The sequence below is a fragment of the Pseudoduganella guangdongensis genome (genome assembly GCF_009857475.1).
GTDB classification, from domain to species: domain Bacteria; phylum Pseudomonadota; class Gammaproteobacteria; order Burkholderiales; family Burkholderiaceae_D; genus Rugamonas; species Rugamonas guangdongensis.
This window is the reverse complement of sequence record NZ_WWCJ01000008.1, coordinates 187617-208793: the sequence shown is the minus strand read 5'-3', so window position 1 is coordinate 208793 and position 21177 is coordinate 187617. Positions and strand designations below refer to the sequence as shown.

The following is a 21177-nucleotide window of genomic DNA, read 5'->3' as shown; positions in this document are numbered from 1 at the left end:
GGTTTAGCGCGGGATAGGGTTGCGCGAGGCCACGTTCAGCATATTCCAGGAACGGATGACCGCCACCACAAAGCCCAGCTCTGAAATCTCTTCATCGGAGAAGTGCTGCTGCAGGCGGGCAAGAGCCGCGTCGTCGGGGTCGCGCACGGGAATGGCGTTGATCAGCTCCGCCCACTCCAGGGCGGCGCGTTCGCGTTCGGAGAAGAACGGCGCCTCGCGCCAGCCGGCCACCGCGTTCACGTGGCGCGGGTCGACGTCGATCTTGAGCAGGTCCTGGTAATGCATGTCGATGCAGAAGCCGCAGCCGTTGATCTGCGATACGCGCAACAGCAGCAGGTCCACCAGCTTGCGCCCCAACAGCTCGCGGTTCAGGCCTTCCGACAGGGCCAGCAGCTTCTGGAACGATTGCGGGGAAAGTTTGTAGAAGTTGTAACGCAGGGTGCTCATGGCAAGTCCTTTCAGTCTATGGTGAAGACCGCACCGCGCGGCCTTCTTATCCATTAGACGGAGCAGCCCCGCCGTTTGTGACAGCTTAGTGCAATACCCCTGCCAGCTTATCGGGATTACGCACCACATAAATGCCGGTAATGCGCTGGCCGTCGCTCAGGAAGCCCTGCGCCGACTCCAGTTGGCCGTCGACAAAGCGCAGCAAGCCCGGCTCGCCATTGACCAGGGCCGGACGGTATTCGATGGCCCCCAGTTTGTGCATGCCGGCATACAGGGCGGCGATCTTGTCCGGATCGGTAATGACGATGCCGAAGGATTTGACCTTGCCGCCGCCATCGCCCACCAGCTCCAGGTCTTCCGCCAGCAAGGCGCGCACGGCGGCTTTCTGGCCGGTGGCGGCAGCCTCCACAAAACGCTGCAGCAGCTGGCGGTGGGCATCCGGCGCCACCTCGAAACGCGATTGCGGCTGCTGCACGCGCTCGCCGGCCCGGCTCACCAACTGGCGGCAGGCGGCTTCCGACTTGCCCAGCTGCTGCGCCACTTCCGCGTAGTCGTAATCGAACACCTGGCGCAGCAGGAAGGCGGCGCGCTCCTCCGGGCCAAGGCGTTCCAGCATCCACATATAGGCCAGGGACAGGTCGCTGGCGCGTTCGGCCTGCGTTTCCGGCGTTTCCTCGTCGATGGCCACCAAGGGTTCGGGCAGCCACAATCCCTCATACGCTGCGCGCTCGGCGATGGCGGCGCGCAGGCGGTCGATGGCGAGGCGGGTCACCACCGTCACCAGCCAGGCTTCGGCCGATTGCACGCCGCGCGTGTCGGCGCCCTGCCAGCGCAGCCAGGCATCCTGCACCACGTCCTCGGCATCGGCGCGGATGCCGAGCATGCGGTAGGCGATGGCGAACAGCCGCGCGCGGTGCGCGGCGAAAGTGATTTCGTCAGTCATGCACGGGACTATACCCGACCTTGTGCACTTTCAGCAGGACCTCGCGCAGTTCGCGCACGCGCGGCGGCTTGCTCAGCACCTCGTCCACGCTGGCTGGTTTGGCGTCCACGTCGCCCTCGGGAATCAGGCGCTGGCCCCACCCCGTCACCAGGATCACCGGCGTGGCCGGCGACATTTCCTTGATGCTGGCCGCCACCTTGCGTCCATCCACATGCGGCATGCCAAGGTCGCTGAACACCACGTCGAACGGCCGGCTTGCCGCCTGCGCCAGGCGGAATTGCTCGATGCCCGCCGCGCCGCCGTCGACCGCCACCACGTCGTGCCCGTCGCGCTGCAGGATGGCGCGCATGGAGGCCAGCACCGCCGGATCGTCGTCGATCACCAGCAAGCGCATGGACTCGGCGATCGGCACGCTGCCCGCCGGCGTTTCCAGCGGCGGCATGACGGGATGCGCCTGCAGCAGCGGGAAGGCCAGCGAGACCGTGGTGCCCACGCCCAGCGCCGACTCCACCTGCACCACCGCGCTGTGACGCTCGGCCATGGAATTGACGGTGGCCAGCCCCAGGCCGCTGCCGCGCTCCCCCTTGGTGGTGAAGAAGGGATCAAGGCAGTGGCGGCGCGTCGCCTCGTCCATACCGATGCCGCTGTCGGCGACCTCCACCAGCACATGTTCGCCGCTGCTGCGCGTGCGCAGGGTCAGGGTGCCGCCCTCCGGCATGGCGTCCACCGCGTTGAACACCAGGTTGGTGAGCGCCTCGCGGATCTCGCTGTCCGCCCCCATGACGGCGGGCAGGCCAGGCGCCAGCTCCAGCTTCATATTGATGAAAACACCGCGCTGTTGCGGCATGTCGCTCCAGCGCGCACGCGTCAGGTCGGCCACCTGTTGCGCCAGCACATTCAGGCTCACGACGCCCAGCTCCACCTGCGGCTCGCGCCGGCGATAGAGCTCACGCATGCGCGCCACGGTGGCCGCCACGTCGTCGATAGCGCGCGCAATCACCTGCAGGTTGTTGCGGCCGGCGGCGCTCAGGCCGGTTTCCGTTTCCAGCAAGGCTTCGGTGTACAGCGCCACCGGCGAAATGGCGTTGTTGATATCGTGCGCGATGCCGCTGGCCATCTGGCCCAGCGCGCGCAAGCGCTCCTCGCGCGTCACCGTCTGCTGCGTGGCATGCAGCGTGTGGTAGGCCTGCTGCAGCGCACCGTACAACTGCGCCTGGCGCGCCGCCAGCGCCGCGTGCTCGCTCAATTGGCGCAGGAATTCGCACTCGCCGCTGGCGAAGGCGTTGGGCGCCACGCGCGCCACCGCCAGCACCCCGAACACCACGCTTTCCGCCTGCAGCGGCGCCAGCACCAGGGACGACAGCCCGCCGCGCGCCATGCGCTGCGGGAAGGGAAAGGCGGAGCCGCTGATGTCCGGCTCATACACCAATTGCCCTTTCACGCAGCGCGACAGGCCGTTGTTGTCGATGGAAATCTGGGCGCCCTCCTTCAGCGCCGCGTCGCCCGGCAGCAAGGCGTTGCCCATGCCGACGCAGCTCGCTTCCAGCACGCCGTCCTGCAGCAGGAAGACGCAGGCAAAGTCCACCGGCAGCTGGTCTTCCAGGTTGCGCACCAGGACCTGCAGGATGCTGCGCAAGTCCTGCCGCTCGCCGATCGCGCGCGTCATCTGGTGCAGCAGGCTGAGACGGGCCAGCTGCGCCTGCACTTTCAGCTCGGCCGCCTGGCGCACCTCCATTTCGTCGTGCAGGGCCGCGTTGGCGTGCACCAGTTCATCGCGCGAGACGGTGGTGGTGCGCAGGCGCTCGGTCATGGTGTCGAAGGCGCGCGCCAGGTCGCCCACCTCGTCCACCGCCTTCCAGTTCATGCGGAAATCCAGCTTGCCGGCCCCCACCTGCTCGGCCCCGTGCCGCAAGCGCTCCAGCGGATGGGCCACGCTGCGGATCGTCATGGCCAGCGCGCCCAGCACCGTCAGCGCCAGCATCAGGCCCAGGCCGGCCGCCACAATCGACGCATCCTGCTGCGCCTCCAGCACGCCCTGCCGGCTGCGCCGCGCCAACTCGTCGGCATCGCTGATCATCACCTGCGTGCGCGACATCAGCTGGCCGAACAGGCGCGCCTCCAGCTGGCGCAGCACTTCCGCCTTCTCCGGATCGCCGCGCAACTCCTGCCGCACCAGCACCAGCTCGGAAAAATGGCGCGCCAGCAGCGGCAGGCTGCGCTGCAAGTCCTGCAGCAGGCGCTCCTCCTCGCGGTCGCGGAACAGGTCGCCCCGCAGTATCAGGCCTTGCAGCGACTCCTTGCGCAACTGCCACTGCACGTGGGCGCGCCGCTCCTGGGTTTGCGCAAACTCCAGCGACAGGTAGCGCAGCGACACCACGCCGGAAGCGATGGCGCCGGCGCGCTCGTTGCGCAGCAGCTCCTGCCGCACCTGGCGCGTGGCGCCCAGCATCAGCAGCACGGCAATCGCCACGCCGGCCAGGCAAAGCCACTGGGCCCACTTAAGGCGGGTGATGATTTTCATAGGCGGCTAATGGATCACCGTGACGGCTGCCGGGCGCACCTGGAGCAACCCGTCCAGGTACATATTGTCGAGAAAATTGGGCATCTCGCGCGAACCGGCCAGTCGGTTGCGGATGGCCCAGCGCGCGCGGTCCTCCAGCGCCAGCAGCAGCGACTGGTCCAGCTCCAGGCCGAAGTGGTAGGCCGGCCACGCCGCCAGCACCTCTGCCCGGTCCAGGCGCGCAATGGCCGGCAGGATGCCATGCACCTCTTGCGGCGAACGCTCGCAGTACAAGGAGGCATCGCTCAGCGCCTGCAGCACGCGCCGGACCACGGCCGGGTTCTCCGTGGTGTAGCGCCGCAGCGCCACCAGGTTATAGATGCTCTCATACGCCTGTTCTCCCGAGAAGCTGACCGCCGCATCGCCCAGCTGCTTGCGCGTCGCGCCGAGGAAGGGCTCCCAGCCCGAAATCGCATCGACATCGCCGCGCTGCAAGGCCGGCCCCAGCTCCTCAGGTTTGTAATTGACCATGGTAACGTCGCGCCCCTCCATGCGCTGCCAATTCAGGAACACGTCGAGCGTGAAGTGGCTTGAGGTGCCTTGCGTCATGCCGATACGCTTGCCTTTCAGGCTGGCCGGCGTCACCACCCCGTGGTCGCGGCGGCCGACAATGCCGTGGTCCGTGCCGGAGCGGAACAGGGTTGCCAGCACCTTGACCGGCAAGCCGTCCATCGCCGCGTACACGATGGGGATATCCGCCACCGTCGCCACGTCGGCCTTGCCATCCAGGACCGCCTGCAGCGACGCCTTACCGCTCGAAAACGGCAGTACCTGCACCTGCAGGCCCTGCGCCGCGAAGAAGCCGCGTGCCTGCGCCGCCACCACGGCGCACGCGCCCACGTACTCCGTATTGGCCGCGATCACCAGCTTCTTCGGCGCGAAAGCGGGCAGGCTGCGCTGCTGCCACAGCCAGGCCACGCCCAGCGCCAGCAGCAGGAACAACACGGCCAGCACCTGCATGGTGCGGCTACGCATGCTGCACCTGTTGCGAAGTCTCTTGCGCCAGCGGCAGCTCAACCCAGAAGGTGCTGCCCTGGCCCGGCTTGCTGTCAACGCCGATATCGCCCTGCATGGCTTCCACCACACGCCGCGTCAGGGCCAGGCCCAGCCCGCTGCCCTCCACTTCCTCGTCGCGCCCCAGGCGGTTGAAAGGCTGGAAAATATGCTGCACCTGGTCCGGTTCCAGCCCCGGCCCGGTGTCGGTGACAGAGATACGCAAGCGCTTGCCCTCCTTTTCGCTGCAGGCCACCGCAACCTTGCCCTGCTCGCGGTTGTACTTGATGGCGTTGGATAAGAGATTGATCAGCACCTGCACCAGGCGCGTGCGGTCGGCGCGCAGTCGCAGCTGCGGCACCGCGCCGAAACCCAGGCTGATATCGTGCTTGGCCGCCAGCGGCGTGACCATCATGCGGCACTCCTGCAGCACGGCGGGCAGGTCCACCGCCTCCAGCGCCAGCGGCACCTTGCCCGCTTCGATGCGCGCCAGGTCGAGGATCTCGTTGACCAGCTTGAGCAGGTGCTGGCCCGACTGCACGATATTGCGCGCAAAGCGCTGCTTCTCCAGTTGCGTGGCCGGCAGCTTGTCGGCCGCCAGGATTTGCGCGAAACCGAGGATGCCGTTCAGCGGCGTGCGCAGCTCATGGCTCATGTTCGAGAGGAAGCGCGACTTCTCCGTGCTGGCCTGCTCGGCGGCGGTGCGCGCCTGCTCCAGCCGGTAGTTGGCCTCCGCCAGCTCGATCACGTTCAGGCGCAGCTGGCGTTCCAGTTCCGCGTTGGCGATGCGCAGCGCCCGAGTGGACTGGGCGCGCGCCAGCACCGGCAGCAGCGACGAAGCCTTGAAGGGTTTGACGATGTAATCCAGGGCGCCGGCCTGCATGGCGCGCACGGCGGAGGCAATACTGCCCTCGCCCGTCATGATGATGCACGCCAGGTCGGGGTCGCGCTGCAGCGCCGCCTTCACCAGGCTGATACCGTCCAGCCCCGGCATGTTCAGGTCGGACAGCATCAAGTCATAGCTGTGGGTTTGCAGGCGCTGCTGCGCCGCCTCGGCACTGACGCATCCCTCCGCCTCGTAATTGTACTGACGCAGCACGTCGCACAGCGCGCCGGTCTGGGCGCTCTGGTCGTCGACGATCAGGATACGCAACTTGCGAACGTCCGTCATGCAATCCTCGCAGGTGCGGGTGTGTTTTGATTATGACTTCCGAAACCACTTAAAGTCTCACCAAATCTCACGCGGCGCCGCCAATACCATGAAGCGCGGGGTACGGCGCACCAGGCGGTACTGTTGCAACTCAGGCACATCGCGTCCGAAATAGGCGACAAAATCGACAATCGGCCGGCCGTCCTCCCGGGTTTCGATCAGCAGCAGGCGCGGCGGCTTGCGATAGAAGTCTTCCGCAAACGAGCGCCGCACCCAGGCGATCGACGCCGCGTTACCGCCCTGCTCCATGGCGCCGACGATGGTCATGGTCGGAAAGCGCGTGGACGAGCCGATGCCCGGCTCCGTCACCAGCGGGAAGGATGCCTCGAAATTCGAGAACACGATCACCGGCCCGCCACCCAGTTCGCGGATCAGGGGCGCCAGCTGGCTGGGATTGGGGTTGGACAGGCGTCCCTTGCTGACCGCCACCGCCAGCGCCAGCACCGAGGCCAGCGCCACCGCCGCGCTGATGATCAGCGGCGCCAGTGGGTGCCCCTGCCATTGGCGCTGGCGCGTCGCCTGCGCGATGCCCAGCGCGAAAGCCAGCCAGGCCAGCGACAGCGCCGGCAGCCAATGGTAGGACCAGCCCTTATGCTGGATCAGCGCCGCCGCCGCGAAGCCGCCGCTGGCCAGCAGCAGCACACGCGGCAACGTACGCGCCTCCACCCGCGACGCGGCGGCCAGCCCAAGCAAAACCACCGTCGCGTAGAAGTACGGCTGGCGCAGGAAGACCAGCCAGCCGCTGGAATGCGCCCAATAGCCGCCCGCCAGCAGGCGCAGCATGTCGCGATAGGCCGGCGCGAACAGCAGCACCGCGCCCAGGTAGGCCAGCAACAGCGCAGCAGCCAGCAGGCAGCCCGGCGCCAGGCGCCGCACACGCAGCCAGGCAAAGCCTTCCACCAGCAGCGCCACCAGCAGGAAATGCGGCTTGATCGCCATGCCAAGGCTGGCCAGCGCCGCCACCGCGAGGTGCGCCCCGCGCCCGACAGGCTGGCCATCGACGCGGCGCGCCGCCTCCGCCAGGTAAGGCAAGGTGCACATCAACGCAATGTGCTCGCGCTGGCCGAAGGCATACCCCGGCAGCAGCAGCACCACATACAGCGCAGCCACCAGCCACGCCACCAGCATCGGATGCCCCAGCCAGCCGCGCAGGATAGCGCCGGACCATGCCACCACCGCGCACCCCAGGGCCAGCAGCACCACCCGCAGCACCTGCGGCTCGGGCACGCCCCAAGCCTGCGCCAGCCAGGCCACCGGCAGGTTAAGCCAGACGATCAGGGGCGGATTAATTTCAGGCAGGTCCACATACAGGGTCGCCCCCTGCAAGAGCCGCCCCGCGATGTACAGCAGGTAGGACACATCGTGGTTCAGCACATAAAAGAAGTTCGCCGCCAGCCCGCAAGCCAGGGTCAGCGCCCCCAGCAGCCACGGCGCCCGCCGCAGCCAGCGCGGCGCCGCGTCCTGGCCGGTGCGCGCCGCCAGCCCGTCCGGCACGGCGCTCACACCTGCTTCTCCACGATATAGCGCGGCCGCCGCTTGCTCTCCAGGTAAATCTTCGCCACATACTCGCCCAGCACGCCGATGCTCAGCAACTGCGCCCCGCCCAGGAAATAAATCGGAATCACCGACGACGCCCAGCCAGGGATCACATTCCCGTGCATGAGTTTCCCGTACAGCACCCAGAACACCATCACAAAACTGAACATGAAGGTCAGGAAGCCCAGCAAGGTAATGAAGCGCAGCGGCGCCACGCTGAACGAGGTGACGCCCGTCATGGCAAAGGCCAGCATCTTGCGCAGCGGGTACTTGGAAATGCCCGCAAATCGAGGCGCGCGCTCGTAATAGACGATATCGCTGCGAAAGCCAAGCAGCGGGATCACCGCCCGCAGGAACATATTCACCTCCGCGTACTCCTGCAAATGCGCCACCACGCGTTTGCTCAAGAGACGGAAGTCGGCATGGTCGTACACGATCTCCACCCCGAACAGCTGCATGGTGCGGTAATAGCCGCGCGCCGTCACGCGCTTGAAGGCACTGTCCGAAGCGCGCGAATTGCGCACACCGTAGACCACCTCGCAGCCCTCATGGAACTTCGCGACCATGGCCGTGATCACTTCGGGATCATCCTGCAGGTCGGCATCGATCGACACCAGGGCATCCGCATCCGCCAGCGCCAACCCGGCCAGCAAAGCGTTCTGGTGACCGCAATTGCGCGACAGCTTCAAGCCGTGCACCCGGCGATCACGCGCCGTATGCTCCTCGATCAGCGCCCAGGTACGGTCACGGCTGCCGTCATCCACGAACAGCAGGAAGCTATCCGGCGTCACCGCACCGCGCGCCTGCAGGCCATCGAGCAGCGCCAGCAAACGCGCCACCGTGGTCGGGAAAACCTCCTCCTCGTTATAGCAAGGAACGACGATTGCCAGTTTTGCGCTCATGCCGGGTCTCCAAACACAAACTGCTTCTGCACCAGGTAAGACAGCAACGCCATCGGCGCGATCGCCGCAGCGCCAGCCCAATACGCATCCAGCCCAAGGCGCATAAAGCCGCCAATCAGCAGGACGTTCACGCCATACAGCAGCGCCCAAGCAAGGAGATAGCGCGGAAAAGGCCGCCCACCCGCCTGCCGGAACACCAAAGCCGAATGCGTGCGAAAACTGAACACGATACCGAAGACAAGGCCGCCAAGATTCGCCAGCGCATACGGCAGCCCAAGGAACAGCAAAAGCGCATAGACCGCATAACTCGCCGCCGTATTGACACCACCCACCAGCAGAAAGCGCAGCCAGCGCCGTTGCCACAGCGCCCGCGCCGCGCTCATGCCCGCACGCCGAAGCGGTAGAACGCCATCCGCAGCAGGTTATTCACCCGCGCCATCACGCTCCCCGCCAGCAGGTCGAAGCCGCGCGCGCCCGTCTTGCGCAGGAAGCGGCGGAACGCCTCGCCCTGGCTACGCCCGATCTGCGCGCTCCAGGAACCGGCAGTCACACGAAAGCTCGCCAACGGCGCCGCGCAATACCAGGCATCCCCATGCTGGAGAAGGCGGAACCAGTAATCCAGGTCGATCACATACGCTATTTCGCCATCAAATCCCCCCACCTTCTGCGCCAGCGAACGGCGGAACAGCACCGCCCCCGGCTCGCCCAGCAGGTTGGTGCCGCGGCGCAGGCACTGCCGACGCAGCACGGCGGCCGGCACCAGCCCATCGCCAGCGCGCCCATACCCGCGCTGCATGAGCGGCCGTCCGGCCCCATCCAGGACGGTGCGCGCGCAGAAAGCCAGCGCCAGGCGCTGGTCCCGCTCCAGCGCAGCGACCTGCTGCCGCAGGCAATCCGGCGCCAGCAAATCATCATGGGGAAGCAGCTTGATATAGGTCCCGCGCGCCTCGGCGAGGCAGCGGTTCCAATTCGCCTCCGCCCCCAGGTTGCGCTCATTGCGAAAGAAGCGGATACGGGAATCAGAATAAGCGGCGACCAATTCCTCGGTGCCATCGGTGGAATGGTTATCGACCACGACCAGCTCAAAGTCGCCGAACGACTGCGTCAGTACCGAATCGATAGCCTGCCCTAAGTAGGCAGCGCCCTGGTAAGTGGGGATGCAGACGGAGACGAGCATGCCCCGATAGTAGCAACAAACAACAATAAGAAAAGGGGCCGCAGCCCCTTTTGTTGCATTACATCGACAGGTGCCAAACCGGCGCCGAACCGGTTTTGGGCCCCTACCGGCTTACTTCGACAGCAGCATTTCGTTCATGCGTTTGACGAAGGAGGCCGGGTCGGTCAATGTGCCGCCTTCAGCCAGCAAGGCCTGGTCGAACAGGATGTGGGCCCAGTCTTTGAACTTGTCGCTCGCCGCATCTTCGTACTTCAGGCGCGTCACCAGCGGGTGCTGCGGGTTGATTTCGAGGATGGGCTTGGACTCGGGCGCGCTCTGGCCGGCTGCCTTCAGCATGCGCAGCAGGTTGCCGGACAACTCATGCTCGTCGGCGACCAGGCAGGCCGGGGAGTCGGTCAGGCGGAAGGTGACGCGCACTTCCTTGGCTTTGTCGGCCAGCGCTTCCTTCATCTTGCCAACCAGTTCCTGGTACTGGGTTTCGGTCTCGGCGTGCTCTTTCTTCTCGGCTTCGTCTTCCATGCCGCCCAGGTCGAGGCCGCCCTTGGCGACGGAATGCAGCTCTTTGCCGTCGAAGTCGCTCAGGAACGACAGCATCCATTCGTCGACGCGGTCGGTCAGCAGCAGTACTTCGACGCCTTTCTTGCGGAAGATCTCCAGGTGCGGCGAGTTCTTGGCGGCGGCGTAGCTGTCGGCGGTGACGTAGAAGATCTTGTCCTGGCCTTCCTTCATGCGGCTGATGTAGGCTTCGAACGAGACGTCCTGCACGTCGCTGTCGTTGTGGGTCGAGGCGAAACGCAGCAGCTTGGCCAGACGGTCCTTGTTGGCGAAGTCTTCGCCGATGCCTTCTTTCAGCACCTGGCCGAATTCAGTCCAGAAGGTGGCGTATTTGTCCTTCTTCTCCTGCTCGTCGGCGTTGGCCAGTTCTTCCAGCATGCCGAGCACGCGCTTGGTGGAGCCTTCGCGGATGGCTTTCACGTCGCGCGATTCCTGCAAAATCTCGCGCGAGACGTTCAGCGGCAGGTCGGCGGAGTCGATCACGCCTTTGACAAAGCGCAGGTAGGTCGGCATCAGCTGCTCGGCGTCGTCCATGATGAAGACGCGCTTGACGTACAGCTTGATGCCGCCGCGCTTGTTGCGGTCCCACAGGTCGAACGGGGCCTTGGCTGGAATGTACAGCAGCTGGGTGTATTCGCTGCGGCCTTCCACCCGGTTGTGGGTGTGGGTCAGCGGCGCACCAAAGTCGTGCGAGACATGTTTGTAGAACTCGTCGTACTGCTCCTGGGTGATCTCGCTCTTGCTGCGGGCCCACAGGGCGCTGGCCTGGTTGATGGCGGCCGGCGCGTCGGCGCCTTCCTTCTTCATCAGAATCGGCAGGGAGATGTGGTCGGAATACTTGCGGATGATGGATTCGAGCTTCCATTCGTTCAGCAGCTCGTCTTCGCCTTCGCGCAGGTGCAGGATGATGTCGGTGCCGCGGCTGGCCTTGTCGATCGGTTCGACCGAGTAGTCGCCCTCGCCCGCCGATTCCCAGCGCACGCCTTCGCTGGCGTCCAGGCCGGCGCGGCGCGATTCGACGGTGATCTTGTCGGCGACGATGAAGCCGGAGTAGAAGCCTACGCCGAACTGGCCGATCAGGGCGGCGTCCTTCTGCTGGTCGCCGGACAGGCGGCCGAAGAACTCTTTGGTGCCCGACTTGGCAATGGTGCCGAGGTGGGAAATCGCCTCGTCGCGGCTCATGCCGATGCCGTTGTCGGAAATGGTGATGGTGCGCGCTTCCTTGTCGAAGCTGACCTGGATCTTCAGCTCGTGGTCGTCGCCGTACAGGGCGTCGTTGTTGATCGCTTCGAAACGCAGCTTGTCGGCGGCGTCCGAGGCGTTCGAGACCAGCTCGCGCAGGAAGATTTCTTTGTTCGAATACAGCGAATGGATCATCAGCTGCAGCAGCTGTTTGACTTCCGCCTGGAACCCCATGGTTTGTTTATTTTCTGACATTTTTTACCTCAGTAGTCTTGTGGATATGTTTCCAAGGGCAGCACATGGGGCCGCGGCGACCGATTTCAAGACCCGGCAACGTTTCAAAAATACAACCCCGCTGTGGACAATGACAAGTCATACTCTTAGCATGGATTCAACAAAAGGCACCGGAGACACTGTGATCAACCAGGGCTTGTTGCCATCCAACCTGCCGAAGGACACTTCGGATGCTTCCATGGTGCGCTGGATGCGCCTGGTGCTGGCCGTGGCTTGCCTGTTTACCCTGCTGGTGGAGCCGGCGGGACGGGCCGATGTCCTGTCGCTGGGCGTCTTTCTCGCCTATTTCCTGCAAAGCGTGACCCTGCTCCTGCTGGCCAGCCGCTCCATCCTGATCCGCAGCAAAGTGGTGTATTGGCTGGACGTGGGCTGGTTCACCCTGATGGTGTACGTGACCGGCGGCGATTCCAGCTTCTATTTCCTGCTGTTTTTCTTCGCGATCCTGACCTCGGCCTTCAGCCACGGCTTCGAAGAAGGCGCCCGCATCACCATGGTGGCTTCGCTGGCCTTCGCCTTCACCTCGCTCTACACCCATAGCCAGGCCGAGATGGCGCTGGTGATGCTGCGCGCCACCTTCCTGCTGGCCCTGGGCTATATGATCGCGCATTGGGGCGGCATGGCCACCATTCAGCGCCAGCGCATGGCTTTGATGCATGCAGTCAGCCAGATGTCGAACCCGCGTTTCGGGGTGGACCGCACCATCAGCTCCGTCCTGGAGCAGACGTGCCAGTTCTACCATGCCCATAGCTGCATCTTGCTGATGCACGATCACAGCGCCGCCATCTGGACTTTGCGCGCATCCAATCCGGCCAATGCCGGGCGCCCCATCCATGCCAGCAGCCTGGCGCAGGAGGCGGCGGCACCCTTGCTGGTGTGCGGCGAGGATGCCATTTTGCTGTTGCGCCAGCCGCGCGGGCGCTGGCTGCGGCGCACCATGCGGCTCAAGAGCTACGATGTGGCGCGCCAGCGCTGGGTGCCGGAGGAGCCGCAGGCCGGTGAAACCCTGGCCGAATTACTGGATGCGCTGTCGCTGATCGCGGTGCCGGTGCCGCTGCGGCGCGGTTCCGGGCGGCTGATCGTGGTGTCGCAGCGCCACCACTTCTCCAAGTCGGACGCGCTGTTCCTGCTGCAGATCGCGGCCCAGGCCTTCCCGGTCATCGAGAACATCGAACTGCTGGACCGCATGGCGTCGGAGGCGGTGCTGCGCGAGCGGGAGCGCATTGCGCGCGACCTGCACGACACCACCATCCAGCCCTACATCGGCTTGCGCCATGGCGTGTCGGGCATCCGCCTGAAGGCCGATCCCGGCAACCCGCTGGTGCCGGACCTGGACAACCTGCTGGATATGACGTCGCAGGTGATCCGCGATTTGCGCAACTATGCCAAGAGCCTGCGCGGCGGGCTGGAAATGAAGGAGCCGGAGCTCCTGATCGCGCTGCGGCGCCAGGCCACCCAGGTGCGCCAGTTTTACGACGTGCACATCAACGTGGAAACCAAGGGTGAGTTGCATATGAGCGACCGCCTGGCGGCCGAGGTGTTCCAGATCGTGAACGAGGGCATGAGCAATATTTGCAAGCATACGACGGCGCGCAACGGCTTTATCGAACTGGCTTGCACGGCGGGCCAACTGACTGTGCGGATTGAGAATGAATGTTCGGGCCAGCCGGTGCTAGACTTTACTCCGAGCTCGATCGCTGAACGCGCGGCCGCCCTGGGCGGCGTGGCGCGCGTGCAGCGCGGGCGCCAGAACAATACTGCAGTCCAGATCGTCATTCCGGTGTGAGGTAACTATGGGACAAGCAGATAAGCGCATCCGCATCCTGCTGGTCGATGACCACAAGACCCTGCTGTGGGGCCTTGGCAAGCTGATTGAAAGCGAAGCCTCCCACATGATCGTGGTGGGCACGGCGCGCGATTGCGACAGCGCGCTGGCCATGGCGGCGGAGGTGGTGCCGGATGTGATCCTGCTCGATATCGACCTGGGCGGCACCTGCTCGCTCGACATCATGCCGCGCTTGCTGGCCGGCTGCAATGGCGCGCGCGTGCTGGTGCTGTCGGGCACGCGCGACCGCGAACTGCTGGACAAGGCGGTGATGCTGGGCGCGCGCGGCGTGGTCAGCAAGGACGAGCCGGCGGAAACCGTACTCAAGGCGATCGAGAAGGTCCAGGAGGGCGAGCTGTGGCTGGACGGCCCAATGCTGAGCCGGGTGTTCGAGGCCATGCGCAATCCGCAAGCCACCCGGCGCCACGATCCCGATATGGACAAGATTGCTCAGCTTACCGCCAAGGAACGGCGCATTTGCAGCTTGATTGCAACAGGTGGTGGCGCAGTGAACAAGGCTTTGGCGCAACAGTTGTTTATCTCAGAGCACACTTTGCGCAACCATTTGACAACCATCTATCACAAACTGGGCGTGTCCAACCGCCTGGACCTGTACGTGTTCGCGACCAAGCACCGGCTCGATCAGGCCGACATGTAGTAGTTCTATCGCCTGCCGTCCACTAGCGGCAGTAGCGCCGAAAATATTTCTCTCCACACATCTTCATTGAACCGGGACAAATGTCCCGAATTGTCACAGAAAAAAGTGACAGCTGTCCTGCCCACAACAGGACAGATGTTTGATGGAAGTCAAAGTCCCCACGTCTAAAGTGAACTCATCAGCACGGCAGATATGTCGGCTGAGACTAGAACCAGGCAAGGCCAACACAACCATGTCCGGAGTACAGAATGCGTGAGCCAATACCGCCAACTGCAATCGCAAGCTTCATCGCCGATGAACGGGGTGGCATGTTTTACGAATATGTACTTGTAGCCTCACTGGCAGTTGTCGTCGGCATCATTGTGCTTCTAGCGCTTGGAAAGGGCAGGTAAAGCGGGCTTTGTTCCGTGGAGCTGCAAACACTTTGGTGCAATTAAATTAAAAAACCTCGAAAGGAATCATCATGAAAACCATCCAAAACTTCATCCGCGATGAACAAGGTGTGACCGCTATCGAATACGGCCTGATCGCCGCCCTGATCGCAGTCGTGATCATCGCTGCCGTCAAACTGGTCGGTACCGAGCTCGACAAAACCTTCGACAAGATCGGCAGCAAGCTGCAGACCGCCAATAGCTAAGCAATACGTGCCTGTGCCCGGGGAAGTATCCCCCACTTTCCCGGGTGTTTTTTTCCCTTTGTCCGGGAGGATGATCGTGCAGAACCCCATCGAACGCTTCCTCCGCAACGACAGTGCTGTCACCGCCATCGAATACGCCCTGCTGGCCGGCCTGATCGCCGTCATTATCGTCGCCAGCATCACCTTCGTTGGCACGCAAGTGCAAGCCCTCTTTAACTACGTGTCTTCCAAAGTCGACCAGGCCATATCATGAGCGCCGTCCTCACCACGCCCATCGCGGCCCGCAGCCTGCTGCTGCGCAAGCTGTTCGCCGAGCATGCCGTGCTGCTGTCGGTGGTTGCCGTCCACTTCTTCGTGGCGCTGGCCCTGTGCTGGGCTTTTCCCGATAAGTACCGCCAGAACCTGCAGCTGCCAGGCTATCTTGGCAGCCTGGCCATGGGCCTGGTGTTCGCCCTGTGCGGCTATACGATTTACGTCATGGTCATCAAGCGCCCGGCGCAGCTGGTGCGCTACCTGCGCCAGCACCTGGCCGCTTACCTGACCGTGGAGCGCCTGCTGTTCGCAATGCCGGTGCTGGCCATCATCCCGCTGTTCGCCGCCAGTTTCACCGTGGTGAAGGCCGCCGTGCCGATGTTCCAGCCCTTCGCCTGGGATGCGCGTCTGGCCGCCGCCGACGCCTGGCTGCATTTCGGCCGCCAGCCGTGGGAATGGCTGCAGCCGGTGTTCGGTTCGCCGCTGATGACGGCCATCGTCAACTACAACTATCACCTGTGGTTCTTCATCATGTTCGCCACCATCTACTGGCTGGCCTTCCATATGGAGCGCCGCGCCCTGCGCATGCAGTTCATGCTCAGTTTTGTGCTGAGCTGGATCGTGCTGGGGAATATCGTGGCGCTGTTCTTTTCCTCGGTCGGTCCCTGCTTCTACGGCAACGTGGTGGCCGGCGCCGATCCGTTCGCGGCGCAGATGGCGCTGCTGCGCGAGGCCGACCAGACCATCCCCGTGCTGGCCCTGCAGGTGCAGGACATGCTGTGGACTGACTACACCACCAATTCCGGCCACAATGCCCTGAGCATCGCCGCCATGCCCAGCATGCATGTGGGCACCGCCGTGCTGCTTGCCTTGCTGGGCTGGCGCCTGAACCGCGCCGCCGGCATCGCCCTCACCGTCTTTGCTACGCTGGTCATGATCGGTTCGGTGCACCTGGCCTGGCACTACGCGCTGGACGGCTATGTGGGCGGCCTGGGCGCCTGGCTCATCTGGCATATCAGCGGCCGCATCGTGCAAGGGAGCGCGCCATGATGGATCTGCGCAGCGTGGTGCCTGCGCTGTTGCTGGCCACCCTGCTGGCGTGGGCGGTGGCGACCGATGTGCGCAGCCGCCGCATCCCGAACCAGCTGGTGCTGGCGGGCCTGTTGGCCGGCTTGGCCCTGCAGGCCACCGTGACCCCGGGCGCGGGCCTGTTCAGCGAACCGTTTGGCGCGCTGGGCTTCCTGAAGGGCCTGGCGGGCATGGCCCTGGGCCTGGTGCTGCTGCTGCCGATGTATGCGCTGGGCGCCATGGGCGCGGGCGACGTCAAGCTGATGGCCGCCATCGGCGCTTTCCTCGGCCCGCTCGATACGCTGGGCGCCGGCCTGTCCAGCGTGCTGGCCGGCGGCGTGCTGGCCCTGCTGGTGGCGCTGTTCCAGGGCAGCCTGCGCAAGGTGGCCGGCAATGTCAAGGTCATGGTCCTGGGCAGCGTGCTGCGCGGCCTGTCCGGCGGCAGCGCCCGCGTCGATGCACCGGTAACGGCCACCGGCCAGTTGCCTTACGCGGTGGCGATTGCCACCGGCACCGTGGCCTACCTCTTGTTGACCCGCTATTTCGGTTGGAGCATGTTATGACCAACACCCATATCCTCGGCTCGCGCGCGGTCAATGTGCTGGCCACCACGGCGCTGGCCTGCATCTGGCTGCTGTTCTCGGTGGCGCACTGGCGCGCCTTCCAGGCCAGCGGCGACTGGAGCTACCTGCTGTTCGTGGCCTCGGAAACCCTGGTGGCGCTGCTCTTCGTGCTGCGCTCGGAGCCGGCCGCCGTGTCGCATTCGCCGCTGGACTGGGCCCTGGCCATCGCCTCCACCGGCGCCCCCTTCCTGTTCATTCCGGCCGCCGAACAAGCCTTGCTGCCGGCGGCACGCGTGCTGATGGTGGCAGCCATCATCATCCAGATCGCCGGCCTGCTGTCGCTGAACCGCAGCTTCGGCCTGGTGGCGGCGCGGCGCGTGATCAAGACCAACGGCATGTACCGCGTGATCCGCCATCCGCTGTATGCCAGCTACCTGCTGGGCTATGCGGGCTATGTGCTGTCCAACACCAGCAGCGGCAACATCCTGGCCTGCCTGGCCGCCGCCGCCCTGCTGGTGGCGCGCCTGTACCGCGAAGAGCGCTTCCTGTCGCGCGACAGCGACTACGTGCTGTATATGCGCCGCGTGAAATACCGCGTCCTGCCACTGGTCTATTGAAAAGGGACCCGCCATGCCTGCCGACTTTGAAGAACCAAGCAAGCGCCCCTGGGCCGACGACCCGCTGCGCGTGCCCGCCCCGCGCACGGTGGAGGAAACCGGCCTGCCCTTCCTGCTGCTGGTGGAGCTGACCTGCAAGATCCTGTACCTGCGCGGCCAGATCAAGCTGAATGAACTGGCCAGCCACCTCAAGCTGCCGCTGTCGGTGCTGGACCCGGTGATCGCTTTCATGCGCACCGAAAAGCTGATCGAGATGATGCGCAAGGGGATCAGCAACACCGACGCCGACATCGTCTACAACCTGACCGACACCGGGCGCGCGCGCGCCGCCGAATTCGTGCGGCGCGATGCCTATGCCGGCGCGGCGCCGGTCACCTTTGCCGACTATGCGGAGCGCGTGCGGGCCCATAGCATCGGACAAATGCGCATCAAGCGCGACGACATCCGCAAGGTGTTCAATGGCATCGTCGCCAGCCCCGCCGTACTGGACCAGCTGGGCGCCGCCATGAACTCGGGCCGCGCCATCTTCGTGCATGGTCCCGCCGGCAGCGGCAAGACCTACCTGGCGGAGCGCCTGAACGGACTGCTGAACGGCCAGATCGCCGTGCCGCACGCCCTGCTGGTGGACGGCGACATCATTCCCGTGTTCGACCCGGTGGTGCACACCGCCGTGCAGGACACGGCGCCACCCGGCATGCTGTTCGACCGCCGCACGCCGCGCGACCAGCGCTGGGTGCGCAGCCAGCGCCCGGCCGTGATCTGCGGCGGCGAGCTGACCCTGGACATGCTCGACCTGCGCTTCGACTCGACCACCCGCCTGTACCAGGCGCCGCCGCACCTGAAGGCCAACGGCGGCATCTTCATCATCGACGACCTGGGGCGCCAGCGCTGCTCGCCCGTGGAGCTGATGAACCGCTGGATCGTGCCGATGGACCGGCAGGTGGACTACCTGTCGCTGCAAAACGGCTACAAATTCCCGGTGCCGTTCGACGTGGTGGTGATCTTCTCCTCCAACCTGCCGCCCGAATCGCTGGCCGACGGCTCTTTCCTGCGCCGCCTGGGCTACAAGATCCACGTCGGCCCGCTGCAACCGGAGCAGTACGAAACCGTGTTCCGCCAGGTGTGCCAGCGCTACTCGGTGCCGTTCGAGGCCGAAGCCTTTGCCTGGCTGATGCGCCACCACCAGTTGCACGAGCGGCCGCTGATGGCCTGCTATCCACGCGACCTGATCTCGCAGCTGCGCGACCTGGCCGCCTACGAAGGACGCCTGCCCGCGCTCGATATCGGTTCGCTCGAGTGGGCCTGGAACAACTACTTTGCGGCTTAGGGGAATACCATGAGGAATACGCGAGCAATGATCATGATGGTGGTAGCCGTTGCACTGGCCTTTGTGGCGGTGGTGGTGGCGGCGCGCTGGATCAACGCGCAGGCCACCGGCAACACGGCCAAGGTGGCGGTGGCGCAGGTTGACATCAGCCTGGGCGCGCGCATCACGCCCGATATGGTGCGCCTGGTGGACTGGCCGGCTTCCGTGCAGCCACCCGGCGCCATCAAGGACGACAAGCTGCTTGAATCGCGCGTCGCCAAGAGCAGCATCACGCGCGGCGAACCGATCCTGGAGGCCAAGCTGGCGCCGCCCGGCACCCAGGGCGGCCTGTCGGCGGTGGTGGCAGAGGGCAAGCGCGCCATGACCGTGCGCGTCAACGACGTGGTAGGGGTGGCCGGCTTCGCCCTGCCCGGCAATTACGTCGACATTCTGGTCAATACGCAGGAAGAAGGCCCGCGCGCCAACAAGGACCCGACCATCTCCAAAATCGTGCTGGAGCGCATCCTGGTGCTGGCCGTGGCGCAGGAATCGTCGCGCGACGACACCAAACCAAAGGTGGTGAACGCGGTCACGCTGGAGCTGACGCCGGACCAGGTGGAAAAACTGGACCTGGCGCGCAGCGTGGGCAGCCTGTCGCTGGTGCTGCGCAACCAGGTCGACCCTAACCCGGCACTGACCAGCGGCGCCACCAAGACCTCCCTGCTCGGGCCGCAAGTGGCCGCGGCACCCGCACCGAAGGCCGCCGCCGCACCGGCGCCCAAACCGGCGCCAGTGCGCAAGGTCGCCACAGTACCGCAGCCCGGCGTCAAAGTGGAAGTCATCAAAGGACTGGATCGCAGCAGCCAACAATTCTGAACGGAGCCTCCCCATGAAACGGATTCGCACCGCTGTACCAGCCATCCTCGGCGCCATGCTCGCTATGCCCGTCGTGCTCACGCCCGCCGCCGCCCAGGTGGCGGCCGAAGCGGCCGTGGTCACGCAGCAGCCCAAGGCCAAAGCCAAGGCCCGGCCGGCGCTGGACACCAAGGCGCCCGGCACGCTGCCGGTGACCGAAGGCCGCACCGAACTGGCGCCAGCCATGCAACTGGCCGAGGGCAAGTCCAGCATCGTGCGCCTGCAGCACGCCGCCGCGCGGGTGGCGGTGGGCGACGCCCGCATCGCGGACGTGATCCTGCTCAATCCGAAAGAACTGTATATGCTGGGCCGCACGGTCGGCACCACCAACCTGATCCTGTGGCAGAAAACCGGCGACACCATCATCGCCGACCTGACCGTCAGCACCGACGTGGCGACGCTGCAGGACGGCATCGACAAGCTGACCGGCCAGAAAGGCATGGTCAAGGTGACCCCGGCGGCCGACTCCATCATGTTGAGCGGCATGGTGCCGGACGTGGTCATGGCCGACCACGTACTGCAACTCTCCAACGCCTTCATCTCGCGCGCCCGTCCTTCCGGCGGCGGCCCCGGCGCCGCCAGCCCCGGCTCCAGCGGTGGTGGCGGCGGCGCCCAGGGCGAAGGCGGCATTTCGATCAAAATCATCAACATGATGACAGTGGCGGCGCCGCAGCAAGTGATGCTGGAGGTGAAGGTGGCCGAAGTCTCCAAGTCGCTGGTCGACCAGCTGGGCGCCAGCATCGGCGCCAGCCACGCCATCGGCAACTGGACCTACACCCTGCTGTCCAACCTGTTGACCGGCAATCCGGGCTTGCTGGACGCCTTCAATAAACGCAACGGCAACTTCTTGACCATCGACGCGCAAAAACGCGACGGCCTGGTGAAGATGCTGGCCGAGCCGAACGTCATGGCCATCAGCGGGCAGGAAGCCTCTTTCCTGGCGGGCGGCCGCATCTACATCCCGGTTTCGTCCACGCCGGAAGGCGGCTTCACCCGCGTCACGCTGGAAGAGAAGGAGTTCGGCGTGGCCGTCAAATTCACCCCGACCGTGCTGGCCGACGGCCGCATCAACCTGAAGGTGGCGCCGGAAGTGTCGGAGCTGAACAAGGAAGGCGTGGGCATTTCCGCCAGCGGCGTGAACGGCATCGCCATCCTGCCCTCCTTCACCACCCGCCGCGCCTCCACCGTGGTGCAACTGTACGACGGCCAGAGCTTCGCTATCGGCGGCCTGATCAAGAACAGCACCACCACCAACATCAAAGCCCTGCCGGTGCTGGGCGAAGTGCCGGTGCTGGGCGCCCTGTTCCGCTCCAACGACTTCCAGAACGACCGCTCCGAACTGGTGTTCGTGATCACGCCGCGCCTGGTCAAGCCGCTGCCGCCCGACTTCGCCGAGCGCCTGCCGACCGCCCAGGTGACCGACCCAAGCCGCGTCTCGCGCATCATGAACGGCAAGCTGGAAGGCCCGCCGCCGCAAGAGAACAAGCCACAGAACCAGCCCGCCAAGCCAGCCGGCAGCGGCGGCTTTGACCTGAACTAG

The 21177-nt window shown here is 65.2% G+C and carries 20 protein-coding genes; 10 read left to right on the top strand and 10 right to left on the bottom strand.

Annotation, left to right across the window (positions count from 1 at the left end; translation table 11 throughout):
- Window positions 1–3 precede the first annotated feature (3 nt).
- From GTP41_RS13330 to htpG, 10 genes are all read right to left on the bottom strand, one after another.
- Entirely contained in the window at window positions 4–447 is a 444-nt protein-coding gene (locus GTP41_RS13330; RefSeq protein WP_161026065.1) for a carboxymuconolactone decarboxylase family protein, read from the bottom strand.
- An 85-nt stretch (window positions 448–532) separates the two neighbouring features.
- Complete coding sequence (gene sigJ, locus GTP41_RS13325) at window positions 533–1390, bottom strand: RNA polymerase sigma factor SigJ (protein WP_161026064.1); 858 nt, start codon at window positions 1388–1390, stop codon at window positions 533–535.
- On the bottom strand, window positions 1383–3911 hold the full coding sequence (locus tag GTP41_RS13320) for an ATP-binding protein (protein WP_161026063.1): 2529 nt from the start codon (window positions 3909–3911) through the stop codon (window positions 1383–1385). The genes sigJ and GTP41_RS13320 overlap by 8 nt, the downstream gene beginning before the upstream one ends.
- Before the next feature lie 6 nt (window positions 3912–3917).
- On the bottom strand, window positions 3918–4925 hold the full coding sequence (locus GTP41_RS13315; protein ID WP_161026062.1) for an ABC transporter substrate-binding protein: 1008 nt from the start codon (window positions 4923–4925) through the stop codon (window positions 3918–3920).
- Complete coding sequence (locus tag GTP41_RS13310) at window positions 4918–6114, bottom strand: hybrid sensor histidine kinase/response regulator (protein WP_161026061.1); 1197 nt, start codon at window positions 6112–6114, stop codon at window positions 4918–4920. Before GTP41_RS13310 ends, GTP41_RS13315 begins: the two co-directional genes overlap by 8 nt.
- Window positions 6115–6171: 57 nt before the next feature.
- Window positions 6172–7656, bottom strand: coding sequence for a hypothetical protein (locus tag GTP41_RS13305; RefSeq protein ID WP_161026060.1), 1485 nt, complete (start codon window positions 7654–7656; stop codon window positions 6172–6174).
- On the bottom strand, window positions 7653–8591 hold the full coding sequence (locus tag GTP41_RS13300; protein ID WP_161026059.1) for a glycosyltransferase family 2 protein: 939 nt from the start codon (window positions 8589–8591) through the stop codon (window positions 7653–7655). Before GTP41_RS13300 ends, GTP41_RS13305 begins: the two co-directional genes overlap by 4 nt.
- Entirely contained in the window at window positions 8588–8974 is a 387-nt protein-coding gene (locus GTP41_RS13295) for a GtrA family protein (protein WP_161026058.1), read from the bottom strand. Before GTP41_RS13295 ends, GTP41_RS13300 begins: the two co-directional genes overlap by 4 nt.
- Window positions 8971–9768 (bottom strand): glycosyltransferase family 2 protein, encoded by a 798-nt coding sequence (locus GTP41_RS13290; RefSeq protein WP_161026057.1) that lies wholly within the window; start codon window positions 9766–9768, stop codon window positions 8971–8973. Before GTP41_RS13290 ends, GTP41_RS13295 begins: the two co-directional genes overlap by 4 nt.
- A gap of 111 nt (window positions 9769–9879) precedes the next feature.
- On the bottom strand, window positions 9880–11760 hold the full coding sequence (gene htpG / locus GTP41_RS13285; RefSeq protein ID WP_161026056.1) for a molecular chaperone HtpG: 1881 nt from the start codon (window positions 11758–11760) through the stop codon (window positions 9880–9882).
- 130 nt (window positions 11761–11890) lie between these two features.
- Between htpG and GTP41_RS13280 the strand changes: the two genes are divergently transcribed.
- The 10 genes from GTP41_RS13280 to GTP41_RS13235 all read left to right on the top strand — a co-directional run bounded on the left by GTP41_RS13280 (window position 11891) and on the right by GTP41_RS13235 (window position 21177).
- Window positions 11891–13582: a sensor histidine kinase gene (locus GTP41_RS13280; protein WP_161026055.1), complete on the top strand. Its 1692-nt coding sequence runs from the start codon at window positions 11891–11893 to the stop codon at window positions 13580–13582.
- A gap of 7 nt (window positions 13583–13589) precedes the next feature.
- Window positions 13590–14279: a response regulator gene (locus GTP41_RS13275; RefSeq protein WP_161026054.1), complete on the top strand. Its 690-nt coding sequence runs from the start codon at window positions 13590–13592 to the stop codon at window positions 14277–14279.
- A gap of 463 nt (window positions 14280–14742) precedes the next feature.
- Window positions 14743–14916, top strand: a complete 174-nt coding sequence (locus GTP41_RS13270; RefSeq protein ID WP_161026053.1) for a Flp family type IVb pilin — start codon at window positions 14743–14745, stop codon at window positions 14914–14916.
- A 76-nt stretch (window positions 14917–14992) separates the two neighbouring features.
- A complete protein-coding gene (locus GTP41_RS13265; RefSeq protein WP_161026052.1) occupies window positions 14993–15169 on the top strand; it encodes a Flp family type IVb pilin in 177 nt (58 codons plus the stop codon).
- Window positions 15166–16218 carry a phosphatase PAP2 family protein gene (locus tag GTP41_RS13260; protein ID WP_161026051.1) on the top strand — a complete coding sequence of 351 codons (1053 nt, stop codon included), beginning with the start codon at window positions 15166–15168 and terminating at the stop codon, window positions 16216–16218. Before GTP41_RS13265 ends, GTP41_RS13260 begins: the two co-directional genes overlap by 4 nt.
- The gene (locus GTP41_RS13255) at window positions 16215–16799 is read left to right on the top strand and encodes an A24 family peptidase (RefSeq protein ID WP_161026050.1); all 585 of its coding nucleotides are present in this window, start codon (window positions 16215–16217) and stop codon (window positions 16797–16799) included. The genes GTP41_RS13260 and GTP41_RS13255 overlap by 4 nt, the downstream gene beginning before the upstream one ends.
- Window positions 16796–17416, top strand: a complete 621-nt coding sequence (locus GTP41_RS13250) for a methyltransferase family protein (protein WP_161026049.1) — start codon at window positions 16796–16798, stop codon at window positions 17414–17416. The genes GTP41_RS13255 and GTP41_RS13250 overlap by 4 nt, the downstream gene beginning before the upstream one ends.
- Before the next feature lie 13 nt (window positions 17417–17429).
- Window positions 17430–18743, top strand: a complete 1314-nt coding sequence (locus GTP41_RS13245; protein WP_202419726.1) for a DUF8689 domain-containing protein — start codon at window positions 17430–17432, stop codon at window positions 18741–18743.
- A gap of 9 nt (window positions 18744–18752) precedes the next feature.
- Window positions 18753–19598 (top strand): Flp pilus assembly protein CpaB, encoded by an 846-nt coding sequence (gene cpaB, locus GTP41_RS13240; protein ID WP_161026048.1) that lies wholly within the window; start codon window positions 18753–18755, stop codon window positions 19596–19598.
- Window positions 19599–19611: 13 nt separating this feature from the next.
- A complete protein-coding gene (locus GTP41_RS13235) occupies window positions 19612–21177 on the top strand; it encodes a type II and III secretion system protein family protein (protein ID WP_229502840.1) in 1566 nt (521 codons plus the stop codon).